Source organism: Rhizobium sp. 862_C5_N1_2, assembly GCF_051811205.1.
Classification (GTDB): Bacteria; Pseudomonadota; Alphaproteobacteria; order Rhizobiales; family Rhizobiaceae; genus Rhizobium; species Rhizobium leguminosarum.
Genome location: NZ_JBPWPT010000001.1, coordinates 4,157,233 through 4,171,695, shown reverse-complemented (window position 1 = coordinate 4,171,695; position 14,463 = coordinate 4,157,233). Strand labels below are relative to the sequence as shown.

14 protein-coding genes are annotated in these 14,463 nt (G+C 60.4%); 11 read left to right on the top strand and 3 right to left on the bottom strand.

The window, feature by feature from the left end; genetic code table 11:
* From ACD590_RS20615 to ACD590_RS20565, 11 genes are all read left to right on the top strand, one after another.
* Entirely contained in the window at nt 1-855 is an 855-nt protein-coding gene (locus tag ACD590_RS20615) for an ABC transporter permease (protein ID WP_439020961.1), read from the top strand.
* 4 nt (nt 856-859) lie between these two features.
* Nucleotides 860-1,894, top strand: coding sequence for an ABC transporter ATP-binding protein (locus tag ACD590_RS20610; protein ID WP_439020947.1), 1,035 nt, complete (start codon nt 860-862; stop codon nt 1,892-1,894).
* Nucleotides 1,891-2,781 (top strand): ABC transporter ATP-binding protein, encoded by an 891-nt coding sequence (locus ACD590_RS20605; protein ID WP_439003261.1) that lies wholly within the window; start codon nt 1,891-1,893, stop codon nt 2,779-2,781. Before ACD590_RS20610 ends, ACD590_RS20605 begins: the two co-directional genes overlap by 4 nt.
* A 106-nt stretch (nt 2,782-2,887) precedes the next feature.
* Complete coding sequence (locus tag ACD590_RS20600) at nt 2,888-5,104, top strand: primosomal protein N' (protein ID WP_065276372.1); 2,217 nt, start codon at nt 2,888-2,890, stop codon at nt 5,102-5,104.
* Nucleotides 5,105-5,173: 69 nt separating this feature from the next.
* The gene (locus ACD590_RS20595; protein ID WP_018243858.1) at nt 5,174-5,563 is read left to right on the top strand and encodes an AGROH133_08824 family phage infection protein; all 390 of its coding nucleotides are present in this window, start codon (nt 5,174-5,176) and stop codon (nt 5,561-5,563) included.
* Between the two features lie 255 nt (nt 5,564-5,818).
* Complete coding sequence (locus tag ACD590_RS20590) at nt 5,819-6,385, top strand: F0F1 ATP synthase subunit delta (RefSeq protein WP_018243857.1); 567 nt, start codon at nt 5,819-5,821, stop codon at nt 6,383-6,385.
* A complete protein-coding gene (atpA, locus tag ACD590_RS20585; RefSeq protein ID WP_028734236.1) occupies nt 6,385-7,914 on the top strand; it encodes a F0F1 ATP synthase subunit alpha in 1,530 nt (509 codons plus the stop codon). The genes ACD590_RS20590 and atpA overlap by 1 nt, the downstream gene beginning before the upstream one ends.
* Before the next feature lie 28 nt (nt 7,915-7,942).
* Nucleotides 7,943-8,827: a F0F1 ATP synthase subunit gamma gene (locus ACD590_RS20580; protein WP_113543708.1), complete on the top strand. Its 885-nt coding sequence runs from the start codon at nt 7,943-7,945 to the stop codon at nt 8,825-8,827.
* Nucleotides 8,828-8,850: 23 nt separating this feature from the next.
* A complete protein-coding gene (gene atpD, locus ACD590_RS20575; protein WP_018243854.1) occupies nt 8,851-10,287 on the top strand; it encodes a F0F1 ATP synthase subunit beta in 1,437 nt (478 codons plus the stop codon).
* On the top strand, nt 10,287-10,526 hold the full coding sequence (locus tag ACD590_RS20570; RefSeq protein ID WP_439003260.1) for a hypothetical protein: 240 nt from the start codon (nt 10,287-10,289) through the stop codon (nt 10,524-10,526). The genes atpD and ACD590_RS20570 overlap by 1 nt, the downstream gene beginning before the upstream one ends.
* The gene (locus ACD590_RS20565) at nt 10,526-10,933 is read left to right on the top strand and encodes a F0F1 ATP synthase subunit epsilon (protein ID WP_018243852.1); all 408 of its coding nucleotides are present in this window, start codon (nt 10,526-10,528) and stop codon (nt 10,931-10,933) included. The genes ACD590_RS20570 and ACD590_RS20565 overlap by 1 nt, the downstream gene beginning before the upstream one ends.
* Nucleotides 10,934-11,082: 149 nt before the next feature.
* Here the strand turns inward: ACD590_RS20565 and ACD590_RS20560 are convergent, their stop codons facing one another.
* The 3 genes from ACD590_RS20560 to ACD590_RS20550 form a co-directional block, all read right to left on the bottom strand.
* The gene (locus ACD590_RS20560; protein WP_439003259.1) at nt 11,083-11,820 is read right to left on the bottom strand and encodes a sugar transferase; all 738 of its coding nucleotides are present in this window, start codon (nt 11,818-11,820) and stop codon (nt 11,083-11,085) included.
* Between the two features lie 167 nt (nt 11,821-11,987).
* On the bottom strand, nt 11,988-13,208 hold the full coding sequence (locus tag ACD590_RS20555) for an acyltransferase family protein (protein WP_439003258.1): 1,221 nt from the start codon (nt 13,206-13,208) through the stop codon (nt 11,988-11,990).
* Between the two features lie 182 nt (nt 13,209-13,390).
* Nucleotides 13,391-14,401, bottom strand: a complete 1,011-nt coding sequence (locus tag ACD590_RS20550; RefSeq protein ID WP_439003257.1) for an ABC transporter substrate-binding protein — start codon at nt 14,399-14,401, stop codon at nt 13,391-13,393.
* Between the last annotated feature and the right edge of the window lie 62 nt (nt 14,402-14,463).

Sequence of the window (14,463 nt, the reverse complement as noted above, 5' to 3'; positions counted from 1 at the left end):
ATGTTCAAAGTCCTCAGAGACCTGCTGCGCTACAACAAGGAGTTCCTGCTCGGAACCATCCTGATCTCAATCCTGGCGCTGATCGCGGCATCGTTCTTCTCGCCCTATGACGAGAATGCCATCTATGTCGTCGCGCCCGACATGCCGCCTTCGGCCGAATTCTGGCTCGGCACCACCTCGCGTGGCCAGGAGGTTTTCTGGCAGATCGCCGCCTCGATGCGCAATACGCTGTTCTTCGGCATCATCGTCGCCTTCGTCAGCCGCATCATCGCCATCGCCGTCGGACTGATCTCCGGCTATATCGGTGGACGAACCGACCAGATCATCATGGCGGTCAACGATACGCTCGGCGCCCTGCCGAATATTCCGATCCTGCTGCTTCTGGTCTTCGTGCTTCGCGACCAGATGACGTGGTTCATGCTGGCGATCACCGCGGCGCTGCTCGGATGGACGCATGACAGCCGCCTGATCCGTTCCGTCGCCCTGTCTCTCCGCCACCGGGAATTTACCCGGCACGCGGTCTTCTCGGGCATGCGGACACGACAGATCCTCATCCGCGAGCATCTGCCCTATGTCATGCCGATCGTCTTCTTCACGACCATGAACAATCTGATCTGGGCGATCGGCCTCGAGGTGACGCTCTCGGTGCTTGGATTTTCCGACATCAACCGGCCGACGATCGGCGGCATGATCTACTGGGCCAATGCGCATTCCGCGATGGTATCGGGCGTATGGTGGTGGGTCGCCTTTCCGATGCTCTTCGTCGTCATCCTGTTCCTTGGCCTGTTCATGCTCGCCATGTCGGTGAACGAATATATCGACCCGCGCTCGCGCCTGGCCCGCATGGGAGCTTGAGGAGATGCAGAACCTGATGAGGACGCAGCCTTTGACCCTTGCCGAAAACGCCAAGGATGCACTGACGATCGACGGGCTTAAATGTTATTACGTCAATGATTATTTCGGCGTGCGGCGGGAGATCCGCGCAGTCGACGATATCAGCCTGACCATCCGCAGGAACGAGATCTACGGCATTGCCGGCGAATCCTCGAGTGGCAAGACATCACTGATCAAGACGCTTGCCGGCGCCATCCGGCCGCCGATGCGCGTCGTCGGCGGGACGGTGAAATTCAATTTTGCCGACGGACCGATCGATGTCTATGCTGAACCGAGCAAGATGAAGGCGGCACGCTGGCGCCACCTTTCCTATATCATGCAAGGCTCGATGAACGTGCTGAACCCGGTCAGGAGGGTCAAACACGCCTTCACCGATTTCGCCTCCCGCCACATGAACCTCGATCCAGATGCCTTCCGCGCGCGCGTCGAGGCGCATCTTGCCCGCCTGCATCTCGATCCGCACGTGCTCGAGGCCTTTCCACACCAGCTTTCGGGCGGCATGCGCCAGCGCCTGACGATTGCTCTCGCCACTGTCTGCGAGCCGGAATTCATCATCGCCGACGAGCCGACGACGGCGCTTGACGTGCTCGTCCAGCAGGACGTGCTGGCGCTGATCAAGGAAGTGCAGATGCGCTTGCAGTCCTCGGTCATCTTCGTGACCCACGACATGTCGGTGCATGCCGCCATCACCGACCGGCTGGCCATCATGTATGCGGGACGGCTGGCGGAGGAGGGGCCGACGCAGGCGATCTTCGACAATCCCCAGCATCCCTATACCGTTCACCTGATCGGCAGCCTGCCGCGCATCGGCGATGTCTCAACGCGAAAGAGCCTCAGGGGCAAGCCGCCGGCACTCTCGGATCCGCCTTCGGGATGCCGGTTCCATCCGCGCTGTCCGATCGCGATCGACAAATGCGCACGTGAGGTGCCGGCCATGCTGCCGAGCGCGACCGGAGGGCGGGTCGCGTGGTTCCGTGCCGGGGAGTACCAGATTCAATGAGCAGCCATTTCCTTCTCGAACTCGACCACGTCACCAAGCTCTTTCCGATCGGCGGTTTCTTCTCGCGCGAAAAGATGAAAGCGGTCGACGATGTCAGCTTTGCCCTCGCCGCCGACAAGCCCGAGATCTTCACGATCGTCGGCGAATCCGGCTCCGGCAAGTCGACACTGGCAAAGATGATTCTCGGTAACGAAAAGGTCGATCGGGGCAGCATCCGCTTCGACGGCGCCGATGTGAAGGCGGTGCGTTCCCGTAGGGATCGTGAGGCTTTCATGGCCAAGGTTCAGCCGGTCTTTCAAAATCCGTTCGAGGCCTTCAATCCGCTGACCCGGATCGACGAGTATCTGCTGGCCACCGCCCATCGCTTCAAGGGCGCGAAGAGCCGGGCCGAGAAAGAGGCGCTTGCCGACATTGCCCTTCAACGTGTCGGCCTGTCGATGGCGGAGATAAAAGGTCGTTTCTCGCATGAGCTTTCAGGCGGCCAATTGCAGCGCATCGCCGTCGCCCGCGCCCTGATACCCGAGCCGAAGCTGATCGTGGCGGACGAGCCGGTCTCGATGGTCGACGCATCGCTGCGGATGTCGATCGTCAATCTCTTTCGGGATCTGCGCGACGCGCTCAACGTTTCGATCGTCTACATCACCCATGATCTTGCGACCGCCTATTATATTTCCGACCGCGTGGTGATCATGCGCAAGGGCGTGGTGGTGGAGAGCGGCGATGCCAGGGATGTGCTGGAACATCCGAAACACGCCTATTCGATCGCGTTGAAGAACGCCGTCCTGCCGCCCAATCCTCGCGAGGCGTCGGCGATCATTCGCCTGCGGCAGCGCAATGGCAAGGCAAATGAAGCCTATTCCGGCGATGGCGACCGCCTTGCCAGGTGAAGCTCAATTTCTGAGCTTCACTCTTTAAATCACCGCGGCGACTCGCAGTACCTGGCTCCGTCTTTGCGGTTCCAATTCCATCGATTTGCGGGCATGGTCTCGCGCGATGAGCACAGATTCGTCCGATCTCTTTGGCGCGCTTTTCGAGGCACCGCCCGCGAACCGAACGGTTCCGGTGCTGGTGCCGATGCCGGCGCCCAAACCCTATTCCTATTCGGTGCCGGATGGCATGGCGGTCGAGCCCGGCTCGGTCGTGCAGGTGCCGCTCGGGCCGCGGCAGGTGATCGGCGTCGTCTGGGACGGCGGCGAAGACGGCGTCGATCCGAAGAAGCTTCGGCCGATCAGCCATGTCTTCGACTGCCCGCCGCTTTCCAGGGAGATGCGGGATTTCATCGATTGGGTGGCGACCTATACGCTCTCGCCGCCTGGGCTCGTTGCTCGCATGGCGCTGAGGGCGCCGAACGCCTTCGAGCCGGAACCGATGGTGGAGGGGTTGAAGCTCGTCGGCGGCGAACCGGAACGGATGACGCCGGCGCGCGCCCGGGTGCTCGATACCGCCTCCGACGGCTTTTCCTGGACACGCAGCGGTCTTGCCCATGCGGCGGGCGTCTCGACGAGCGTCGTCGACGGACTGATCACGCTCGGCATTTTTGAGGCGATATTCCTGCCGCCGCCGCCGGTTGTGGCGATGCCCGATCCGGATTTTGCCGCCGCACGTCTCGAAGGGCCGCAGAAGGAGGCAGCCGAAGAGATCGTTACCGACGTCCGCAAGGGCGAATTTTCGGTGTCGCTGATCGACGGGGTGACCGGCTCCGGCAAGACCGAGGTTTATTTCGAGGCGATTGCCGAGACGCTGAAACGTGGCAAGCAGGTGCTGATCCTGCTGCCGGAGATCGCGCTGACGGCCAGTTTCATGGAGCGCTTCCAGGACCGCTTCGGGGCAAAGCCGGCCGAATGGCATTCCGATCTTGCGCCGCGCATGCGCGAAAAGGTCTGGCGCCAGGCGGTGACCGGCGAAGTGCGGGTGGTGGCGGGCGCGCGCTCGGCACTCTTCCTGCCCTTCGAGGATCTCGGCCTGATCATCGTCGACGAGGAGCACGATCCCGCTTACAAGCAGGAGGATCGCGTCTTTTACAATGCTCGCGATATGGCTGTGGTGCGCGGCCGAATCGGCGATTTCCCCGTCATCCTGGTGTCGGCGACGCCGTCGGTCGAAAGCCAGGTGAACGGGCAGAGCGGACGCTACAGCACCGTCCACCTGCCGACGCGTTTCGGCGATGCGGCGATGCCGGACCTGCATCTGGTCGATATGCGCAGGCATGCGCCGGAGCGTGGCGGCTTCCTGTCGCCGGTGCTGATCCGGGCGATCGGCAAGACGGTGGAGAAGCGCGAACAGGCGTTGCTCTTTCTCAACCGGCGCGGTTATGCGCCGTTGACGCTTTGCCGGGTCTGCGGCCATCGGTTCCAATGCCCGCAATGTTCGAGCTGGCTGGTGGAGCATCGTTTCCGCAAGCAGCTGCAATGCCACCAATGCGGCCATGCCGAGCGCACGCCGGAAGCCTGCCCGGAATGCGGCACGCTCGACCATCTCGTTGCCTGCGGGCCAGGAGTCGAGCGCATCGCCGAAGAGGTGGAACGGCATTTCCCGGAGGCGCGAACGATCGTTCTCTCCTCGGATATTATGGGTGGGGTGAAGCGGCTGCGGCTGGAGCTGGAAGCGATCGCCAAGGGCGAGGCGGATATCGTCATCGGCACCCAGCTTGTCGCCAAGGGGCATAATTTTCCGCTGATGACGCTGGTCGGCATCGTCGATGCCGATCTCGGCCTTGCCAATGGCGACCCCCGCGCGGCCGAGCGCACCTTCCAGCTTTTGTCGCAGGTGACCGGCCGGGCCGGGCGCACCGGCCTCAAGAGCCATGGGCTGCTGCAGACCTATCAGCCGCAGCATCCTGTCATGCAGGCGATCGTATCAGGTGATTCCGACGCCTTCTACGAGCGCGAGATCAGCGAACGCGAACGCGCCGTGCTGCCGCCCTTCGGCAGGCTTGCGTCGATCATCGTTTCTGCCGAGACCCGCCATGATGCTGAAAACCATGCGCGCGGCATGCGCAACGCCGCACCGCAGGTGTCGGGTATCTCGGTGCTCGGCCCGGCCGAAGCGCCGCTTGCGCTGGTGCGCGGCCGCCACCGCTTCCGTCTTTTGGTGCACGGGCGGCGAAACTCGGACATGCAGGGGTTCCTGCGGGCGATGCTGTCGCAGTCACCCAAGGAGCGCGGATCGGTGCAGGTGCAGCTGGATATCGATCCGCAGAGTTTTCTCTAGACGCCATTTCCTCCTTTTTCGGCCCATGCCATAAAACACTGATTCATCCGGGTGATTTGGGGCTGACGCATGGAGTTTTATTTTCCGACCGAGCTTGGCGAGCAGCTTGCTTTTTGCTCTGCCGCTTTCACGGCGCTTGCCGGCTTCATCATGATGTTCGCGCCGGGGCAGACTTTCCGTCTTCTCGGTCTGCAGGCGCAGGAGGGGCGGCCGGAAGGTTTCGGCGAGGGACGCTCGATGGGCGGTTTCTATCTCGGTTTCGGCCTGTCGGCGATCCTGCTCGCCCAGGACTGGATCTACATGGCGCTCGGCGCCTCTTTCGCGATGGCTGCCTTTGCCCGTATCATCTCGATCCTGTCCGATAAGGGGAGTAATCTCGTCAACTATTTACTCCTGGTTGTACAGATTGCTTTGGCCGCGCTACCGCTGCTCTACGTTTTCGGCTTCATCCAGACGTGACTCTCTCTGCCGGCAGACGGCATTTCTGGCCTCCTTCCAGGCCATTGCGCAATTTTGCGAACAGAAAATCATATGAAAGGCATATTCGGGCGTTACGCGTGTTGCGAGTCCGTACATCCTATGTTAGACGGACCCCGAATTTCGGAAGAAGCAAGAGGCTTCTCTTGTGATTTCTGGGGGAAATCAAAACGAATTCAAGATCATAGGTTCGGCGCCCGCCGAGAGCCGGATTTTGGGTTGAAATCAGGGAAATTTGTGCCAGTGGCAGACACGTCCCAGCTTACTTCTGGTGTTGCCGAGCGCTATGCCTCGTCGCTTTTCGAACTGGCGCTCGAGCAGGGCGCCGTCGACAGCGTAACCGCCGATCTTGACCATTTCCAGACGATGCTGGATGAGAGCGCCGACCTGAAGCGCTTCGTCGCAAGCCCGGTTTTCTCCGCCGAAGACCAGTTGAAGGCGATCGTCGCCATCAGCGAGAAGGCCGGCATCAGCGGTTTCTTCGCCAATTTCCTGAAGGTCGTGGCGCGCAACCGCCGCCTGTTTGCCCTGCCGGGCATGATCAAGGCCTTCCGCATCATCGCCGCGAACCATCGCGGTGAAATTTCCGCCGAGGTCACCTCGGCGCATGCGCTTTCGCAAGCGCAGGAAACCGAATTGAAGGTGGCACTCAAGAGCGTTACCGGCAAAGACGTGACGATTGCCGTCACGGTTGATCCGTCAATTCTTGGTGGTCTGATCGTGAAGGTCGGGTCCCGCCAGATTGATACGTCTCTTCGTACCAAACTCTCTACCCTTAAGCTCGCATTGAAAGAGGTTGGCTGATGGATATCCGCGCCGCGGAAATTTCCGCAATTCTCAAAGACCAGATCAAAAATTTCGGCAAAGAGGCAGAAGTCTCGGAAGTCGGCCAGGTTCTCTCCGTCGGTGACGGTATCGCTCGTGTCTATGGTCTGGACAATGTCCAGGCCGGTGAAATGGTCGAGTTCCCGGGCGGCATCCGTGGCATGGCGCTGAACCTCGAATCCGACAATGTCGGTGTCGTCATCTTCGGCGCTGACCGTGACATCAAGGAAGGCGACACCGTCAAGCGGACCGGCGCCATCGTCGACGTTCCGGTCGGACCTGAATTGCTCGGCCGCGTCGTCGACGCGCTCGGCAATCCGATCGACGGCAAAGGCCCGATCAATGCGACGCGCCGCTCGCGCGTCGACATCAAGGCTCCCGGCATCATCCCCCGCAAGTCGGTTCATGAACCGATGTCGACTGGCCTTAAGGCCATCGATGCGCTGATCCCGGTCGGCCGCGGCCAGCGCGAACTCGTCATCGGCGACCGCCAGACCGGCAAGACCGCGATCCTTCTCGATGCCTTCCTCAACCAGAAGGCCATTCACGACAACGGTCCGGAAGGTGAGAAGCTTTACTGCGTCTACGTCGCCATCGGCCAGAAGCGTTCGACTGTCGCGCAGTTCGTCAAGGTGCTCGAAGAGCGCGGCGCTCTGAAATATTCGATCATCGTTGCCGCCACCGCTTCCGATCCGGCGCCGATGCAGTTCCTGGCTCCGTTTGCCGGCTGCACCATGGGCGAATATTTCCGTGATAACGGCATGCATGCGCTGATCGGTTACGACGATCTGTCCAAGCAGGCCGTATCCTACCGTCAGATGTCGCTGCTGCTGCGCCGCCCGCCGGGTCGCGAAGCCTATCCGGGCGACGTTTTCTACCTGCATTCGCGCCTGCTCGAGCGCGCTGCGAAGATGAATGACGACATGGGCGCCGGTTCGCTGACCGCTCTGCCGGTTATCGAGACGCAGGGCAACGACGTTTCGGCCTTCATTCCGACCAATGTGATTTCGATCACCGACGGCCAGATCTTCCTTGAAACGGATCTGTTCTATCAGGGTATCCGTCCTGCCGTGAACGTTGGTCTGTCGGTTTCCCGCGTTGGATCGTCGGCGCAGATCAAGGCGATGAAACAGGTTGCCGGCTCGATCAAGGGCGAACTCGCGCAGTATCGCGAAATGGCTGCCTTCGCCCAGTTCGGTTCGGACCTCGACGCTGCGACGCAGCGCCTGCTGAACCGTGGCGCACGCCTGACCGAACTCCTGAAGCAGTCGCAGTTCTCGCCGCTGAAGACGGAGGAACAGGTCGCGGTGATCTTCGCGGGCGTCAACGGCTATCTCGACAAGCTGCCGGTTGCTTCGGTCGGCAAGTTCGAGCAGGGTCTCCTCTCATATCTGCGTTCGGAGGGCACCGCCATCCTCGACGCGATCCGCACGGAAAAGGCAATCAGCGATGATACCAGGGGCAAGCTTACCGCTGCTCTCGATAGCTTCGCAAAGTCTTTCTCGTAATCGGGCCCTAAGTTAGGACGGATCACGGATGCCTTCACTTAAGGATCTGAAAAACCGGATCGCCTCCGTCAAGGCGACGCAGAAGATCACCAAGGCGATGAAAATGGTCGCCGCGGCGAAGCTTCGGCGTGCGCAGGAGGCGGCCGAGGCCGCCCGGCCTTATTCGCAGCGCATGGGTGCGGTTCTGGCGAACATCGCCAAGGCCGTCACCGATGCGGATGGCGCGCCGACGCTGATGACCGGTACCGGCAGGGACCAGGTTCACCTGCTGGTGGTCTGCACAGCCGAACGCGGTCTTTGCGGTGGCTTCAATTCGCAAATCGCACGCTTTGCGCGCGAGCATGTCCGCAAGCTGCTTGCCGAGGGCAAGACGGTGAAGATCTTTACCGTCGGCAAGAAGGGTTATGACATCCTTCGCCGCGAATATGCTTCTCTGATCATCGAGCGCAAGGAATTGCGTGACGTCAAGCGAATCGGTTTCGAGAATGCGGACCAGATCGGCAAGCGCGTCATCCAGATGTACGAGGCTGGTGAATTTGACGTCTGCACGCTGTTCTATTCCGAATTCAAGTCGGTGATCAGCCAGATTCCAACAGCGCAGCAGCTCATCCCGGCTTCGACGGGCGGAGTACAGAGCGAAGATGCCGCGCATGCAGGCGCCGTCTACGAATATGAGCCGGATCCGGCATCGATCCTCGAAGATCTGATCCCGCGCAATATCTCGGTCCAGGTCTTCCGTGCGCTCCTCGAGAACGTTGCCGGCGAGATGGGTGCGAAGATGAGCGCGATGGATAATGCGACGCGTAACGCCGGTGAGATGATCAACAAGCTGACGCTGAGCTACAACCGCCAGCGTCAGGCGCAGATCACCAAGGAACTCATTGAAATCATTTCGGGCGCGGAAGCGCTCTGAGGTTAGGAAAAGAGGGTCAGAAAATGGCTGAGGCAGCTACCCCCAAGACAGGCTCTGTCGGCAGAGTCACACAGGTTATCGGCGCCGTCGTCGACGTTGCTTTCGAAGGCGAACTGCCGAAGATCCTGAACGCGCTGGAAACCAGCAACAACGGCAATCGCCTCGTTCTCGAAATTGCGCAGCACCTTGGCGAAAACGTCGTTCGTACCATCGCGATGGACTCGACCGACGGTCTCGTGCGCGGCCAGGAAGTCACCGACACGGGCTCTCCGATCATGGTTCCCGTCGGCAATGAGACGCTCGGCCGCATCATGAACGTCATCGGTGAGCCGGTCGACGAAGCAGGTCCGCTGGTTACCGCCCACAAGCGCTCCATCCACCAGGATGCGCCGACCTATGTCGAGCAGTCGACGGAAGCGCAGATCCTCGTCACCGGCATCAAGGTCGTCGACCTTCTCGCCCCCTATGCACGCGGCGGCAAGATCGGCCTCTTCGGTGGCGCCGGCGTCGGCAAGACCGTCTTGATCATGGAACTGATCAACAACGTCGCCAAGGCGCATGGTGGTTACTCGGTTTTTGCGGGCGTCGGTGAACGCACCCGCGAAGGCAACGACCTTTACCATGAAATGATCGAATCGAACGTCAACAAGCACGGTGGTGGCGAAGGCTCGAAGGCTGCGCTGGTTTACGGCCAGATGAACGAGCCGCCGGGTGCGCGCGCGCGCGTTGCTCTGACCGGCCTGACGGTCGCTGAACACTTCCGTGACCAGGGCCAGGACGTGTTGTTCTTCGTCGACAACATCTTCCGCTTCACGCAGGCAGGTTCCGAAGTGTCGGCTCTGCTCGGCCGCATCCCGTCGGCCGTCGGCTATCAGCCGACGCTCGCAACCGACATGGGCCAGATGCAGGAGCGCATCACGACGACAACCACCGGCTCGATCACCTCGGTCCAGGCCATTTACGTTCCGGCCGACGACTTGACTGACCCGGCGCCGGCAACTTCGTTCGCTCACTTGGACGCAACGACGGTTCTGTCGCGCTCGATCGCTGAAAAGGGTATCTACCCGGCCGTCGATCCGCTCGACTCCACGTCGCGCATGCTCGACCCATTGGTCGTCGGCGAAGAGCATTACGAAGTCGCCCGTAAGGTCCAGTCGACGCTGCAGCGTTACAAGGCCCTCCAGGACATCATTGCGATCCTTGGCATGGATGAACTGTCCGAAGAAGACAAGGTTGCCGTCGCCCGCGCCCGCAAGATCGAGCGCTTCCTGTCGCAGCCGTTCTTCGTCGCCGAAGTTTTCACCGGCTCGCCGGGCAAACTGGTTGCTCTTGAAGACACGATCAAGGGCTTCAAGGGCCTCGTCAACGGCGAATATGATCACTTGCCGGAGGCTGCCTTCTACATGGTCGGCTCTATGGACGAAGCTGTCGAGAAGGCCAAGAAGCTCGTAGCTGCTTGATGAGCGACGCGCTAGACGAAATATTCTGCTGCGACTCCCTGAAAGGAGTCGTGGCGGATCTTCCGGAACCAGCTGCTCCCACCGTCTATCGTGCCGATAACGGCGTGCTGATGATGGTGGTAGGTCTTGTCCAGAGCGAGGAAGGCCTTGGCTATCTCGATCAAGCGATACTGCACTGCCCGTTCTGCGGGACAAAATTGCAAGATGCAAAAGCCATAGCCGAGAAGGTAGGTCACTGATGGCTGACAATTTCAACTTTGAGCTCGTTTCACCGGAGCGCCTGCTGCTGTCGGAGATGGTGACTGAGGTCGTCATTCCTGCGACCGAAGGCGAAATGACGGTCATGGCAAACCATGCTCCGACGATGACGACGATCAAGCCTGGTGTCGTAAGCGTGCGTTTCGCCTCGGGTAAGAAACAGGACTATGTGGTGTTCGGCGGTTTTGCGGATATCCTGCCGACCGGCTGTACATTGCTTGCTGAATCTGCAGTTCCGGTCGAAGAACTCCAAAAGGACGAGCTGACCCGCCGCATCGAGGCCGCCCGTAGGGAACTCGAACATGCCGAGTTGCACGAGCATAAGTCGAAGCTCGAGCACTTCATCATGGAAATGACGCATCTGAGCGGTATCGTTCAACAGGACTGATCGCAGTCGACTATGACGATGAAAGGCGGCTGTAGCAGCCGCCTTTTTTGTGTCCGTTCCATCTCTTAGGGGGCGGAAGACAGCGCCACTGGTGGCTTGAAATGAACAAGCGGTCGATATCGCCGCTTTTGCAACGTGCAAAGTTCATCTCAGAAGCCCGTGCCGCCGCGCAGCTCGATGACGACCGTCCTGAGCAGTATCTTCAGGTCGAGCAGCAGGCTGAAATTCCTGACATAATAGATATCGCAAGCGATGCGGGCGCGGGCTTGCAGCGATCGCGCCGTCGGGCCCCGCCAGCCGCGTGTCTGCGCAAGACCGGTGATGCCGGGGCGCATGATGTGGCGTTGATGGTAGTCCGGCACCAGTTCTTCGTAGAGCTTGCCGGCTGCCCGCATGTTGATGGCGTGGCAGCGCGGGCCGACCAGCGACATCTCGCCCCTGAGGACGTTGAAAAGCTGCGGCAGCTCGTCGATATTGGTTTTGCGGAGCACCGCGCCGATGCTTGTCACCCGGCTGTCGCCCTTGACGGTCTGTTGAACGCCGCTCGGATCACAAGCTTCGGCGCGCATCGACCGGAACTTGAAGACCGTGATCTTCCGGCCGTTCAGCCCCCAGCGGATCTGGCGGAAAAACACCGGACCGCCATCGTCGAGTTTGATGAAAAGAGCGATGGCCAGAAAAAGCGGCGCCAGCACGAGGAGGGCGCTGACTGAGGCGACGACGTCGATCAACCGCTTCATGGCCAGCCGCAACGCCATTTTTCTTTCTACAGGGGAAAAGCTATCCGGCTGGCGAATGTTGGAGTTCGCTATAACCAGGGTCTTGGTTTTGTCCTGACGCTGAGACGGATCGAAGCGTGAATTCGTCTTCGAAGTAAAAGCATTCATTACGCAAGGTCCACAAGTTTAGATGCGATACTGAACAGCAGTGAGACAGATACATGGTCACGTATCGTTTGTCATCGGTATAAATATGAATTTGATAACCCTAAAGACGCCAAAAATGGGAGTATTTCGCGTTAACCTTAATGCCTGTAGTTGCACTTCTGGGGAATTTATACTTTGAAAGGAGTAGCCCGATTGGGTAGGCGAGATGTCAGCCGGTTGCCGAAATCGATCGCCGGTTTTTCCAGCAGGAAGTAGCTGAGGCTCGCGACCAGAAGGATGAGCGCCGCCGCCAGCCCGCAAGATTGCAGCCAGCCGGCGACGACATTTTCCGAGGAAAAGCCAAACGAGCCCGGGTCGAGTCTCTGGATCAATATCAGGATGATCTCCTGCCAGATATAGATGCCGAAGGAGATCTTTGCGATGTAGCGGACAGGAGCGTTGTCGAACAGCCTGCCCAGGAGTTGCGAATGGCTGAGCGAAACGAGCGCCGTTGCGACCGCCAGCGGAAAGACCGGAAAACCGTAGGGGATTTCGAGCCAGCCGTAAGCCTCGTCGGAGCCGCCGGGCGATATGACGAGGCGGTAGCCGGCAACGGCGATGGCCAGGAGCGATACAACATCGAACCAGGAGGCGCGCCTTGTTGGGAGCATGACCTCGACGCCCGCGGCAAGCGCGCCGAGCGCGAAGACGGCAAAGAAGCCGATCGGATTATATCTCGGCATCCACTCCTTCGCGCCGCCCTGCAGGCCGTACTGCCAGCCGCGTCCGATGTCGTCGAGCGGAAAGAAGGTCAGGATCAGCATATGGTCGAGAAGTACGGCTGCGATGACGCAAAACCAGGCGAAGCGGGCAAGCAACGGGCGCCGCCTCAGGGGGGGCAAACGAAATAGCAGGAGAAAGCAGATCGGCAGGAGCACATAGCTGGTGACCTCGAAGGCAATCGACCAGAGCGGCCCGTCGGCTTCGACAGGAAACAAGGTACGCCAATGCCACTGGCTCATGAACAGCAGCCCGGAGACGTAGCGGAGCACAATCTCCGGCGTCAGCGGCAGGGCAAGCAGCGTCAGGCTGAGAGCGAAGCCGATGGTGGCGGCGAACCAGAAGCCCGGAGCGATGCGCGCCGCCCTGCGGATCGCGTAATGGCGGAGGCTCGGCATGGCGCTACCGGCGTCGAGCGCGCGCCAGAAGGGATGGGCAAGAAGAAAGCCGCTGAGCACGAAGAAGATGGCGACGCCGAAATTGCCGAAGCGGAGGATATGTGCGGTCGGTCCGAGTTCGTCAGGGATTCTGCGCATATCCAGCCGCAGCGCGAAGTGGTGGGAGAGCACCAGCAGACATGCCGTCGCACGCAGAAAGTCCGCTCCGGCCAGTCTCTCCTGTTGTCGCATCCTGCCTCCCCACCTTGCCCAGAACATGATGCCGAAAAGTGTGAGCGGTGCTCGGACGACATCATGCACCACTTCCTTGATTTAGATACGGATTCAGCTCTTAGGCCGGAGCGGCCCAAGATCTGAATCCGTATCTGAGATTTTGCAGCGGAAAGCCGCGACGGGCAAGGCAGGGGGTGGGCTCAGTCGAGAAGTTCGTTGGTATAATAGGTGGAAAAGTCCGGCTTCTCCTTGAGTGCGGCGCCATTCGCATCGACCAGAATCCCATTCTCCATCAGGAAGCCGCCGAGGGCCTCGGCCTTTGCCGGGTCGAGCTTACCGATCACGCCGGCCTCGGATTTCAGGAAGTGCCCCTCGATCAATGCCTTTTGAGAAGCCTTTACCAGTTCCGTGTTCATCAGTGCGCCGTTGCTTCCAGAGATCAGCAGCTCGCAGGCTTCGTCGGGATGGTCGACGGAGTAGGCATAACCCTTTCGTGTCGCCTGGATGAAGGCGCGGGCGTGTTCCCGACTTGCGGAGAGATAGGCGTCGCTTGAGACGACGACCGTCGTCTGCTCGTCGGGAATGCCATAATCGGAATAGTGGAAGCGGCCGATCTTCCGGTTTTCCAGTTCGGCGGCGATGCCTTCCCAGGTGTAGATCTCCAGCGTGAAATCGATCGAGCCATTGTCCAGCGCCTCGTAAGCGGAGGTGCCGAGGGTGACGGTCTTGACGTCGCCCTTGCCGCCGTCATTGCGGATCATCGCGGAGATCAGCGCGCTCTCCCAGGTGCCGCCAAAGCCGCCATAGGTCTTGCCGTCGAGGTCTTTCGGGCTCTTGATGTCGTCGCGTCCGCCCTTGAAGATCAGGCGTGCGGTTTCCGTCTGGACGACGCCGTAGACCATCTTCACGTCACCGCCGCCAGCGCGCTGCGTGAGGGTCTCGATCTCGCTGCTGATGCCGAAATCGGCAACGCCGTTGGACACCAGCGTTCCGGCGCTGGTGTCGGTGAAGGGAAGAATCTCGACATCGAGCCCGGCATCGGCATAGAAGCCCTTCGCCTTGGCGACATAGATGCCGATATGGTTGGTGTTGGGTGTCCAGTCGAGCGCGATGCGAACCTTTGCGGGCGCCGATTGGGCGAGGGCGGTACGGCCGGCGAGGCTTGCCGCGATGGCGGCGAAGATCGTCTGGCGACGGGTGAGAAGCAGCATGGTGACCTCCTCAGGTCTCTAGAGCATGATGCCGAAAAGTGTGAGCGGTTTTCGGACGACAT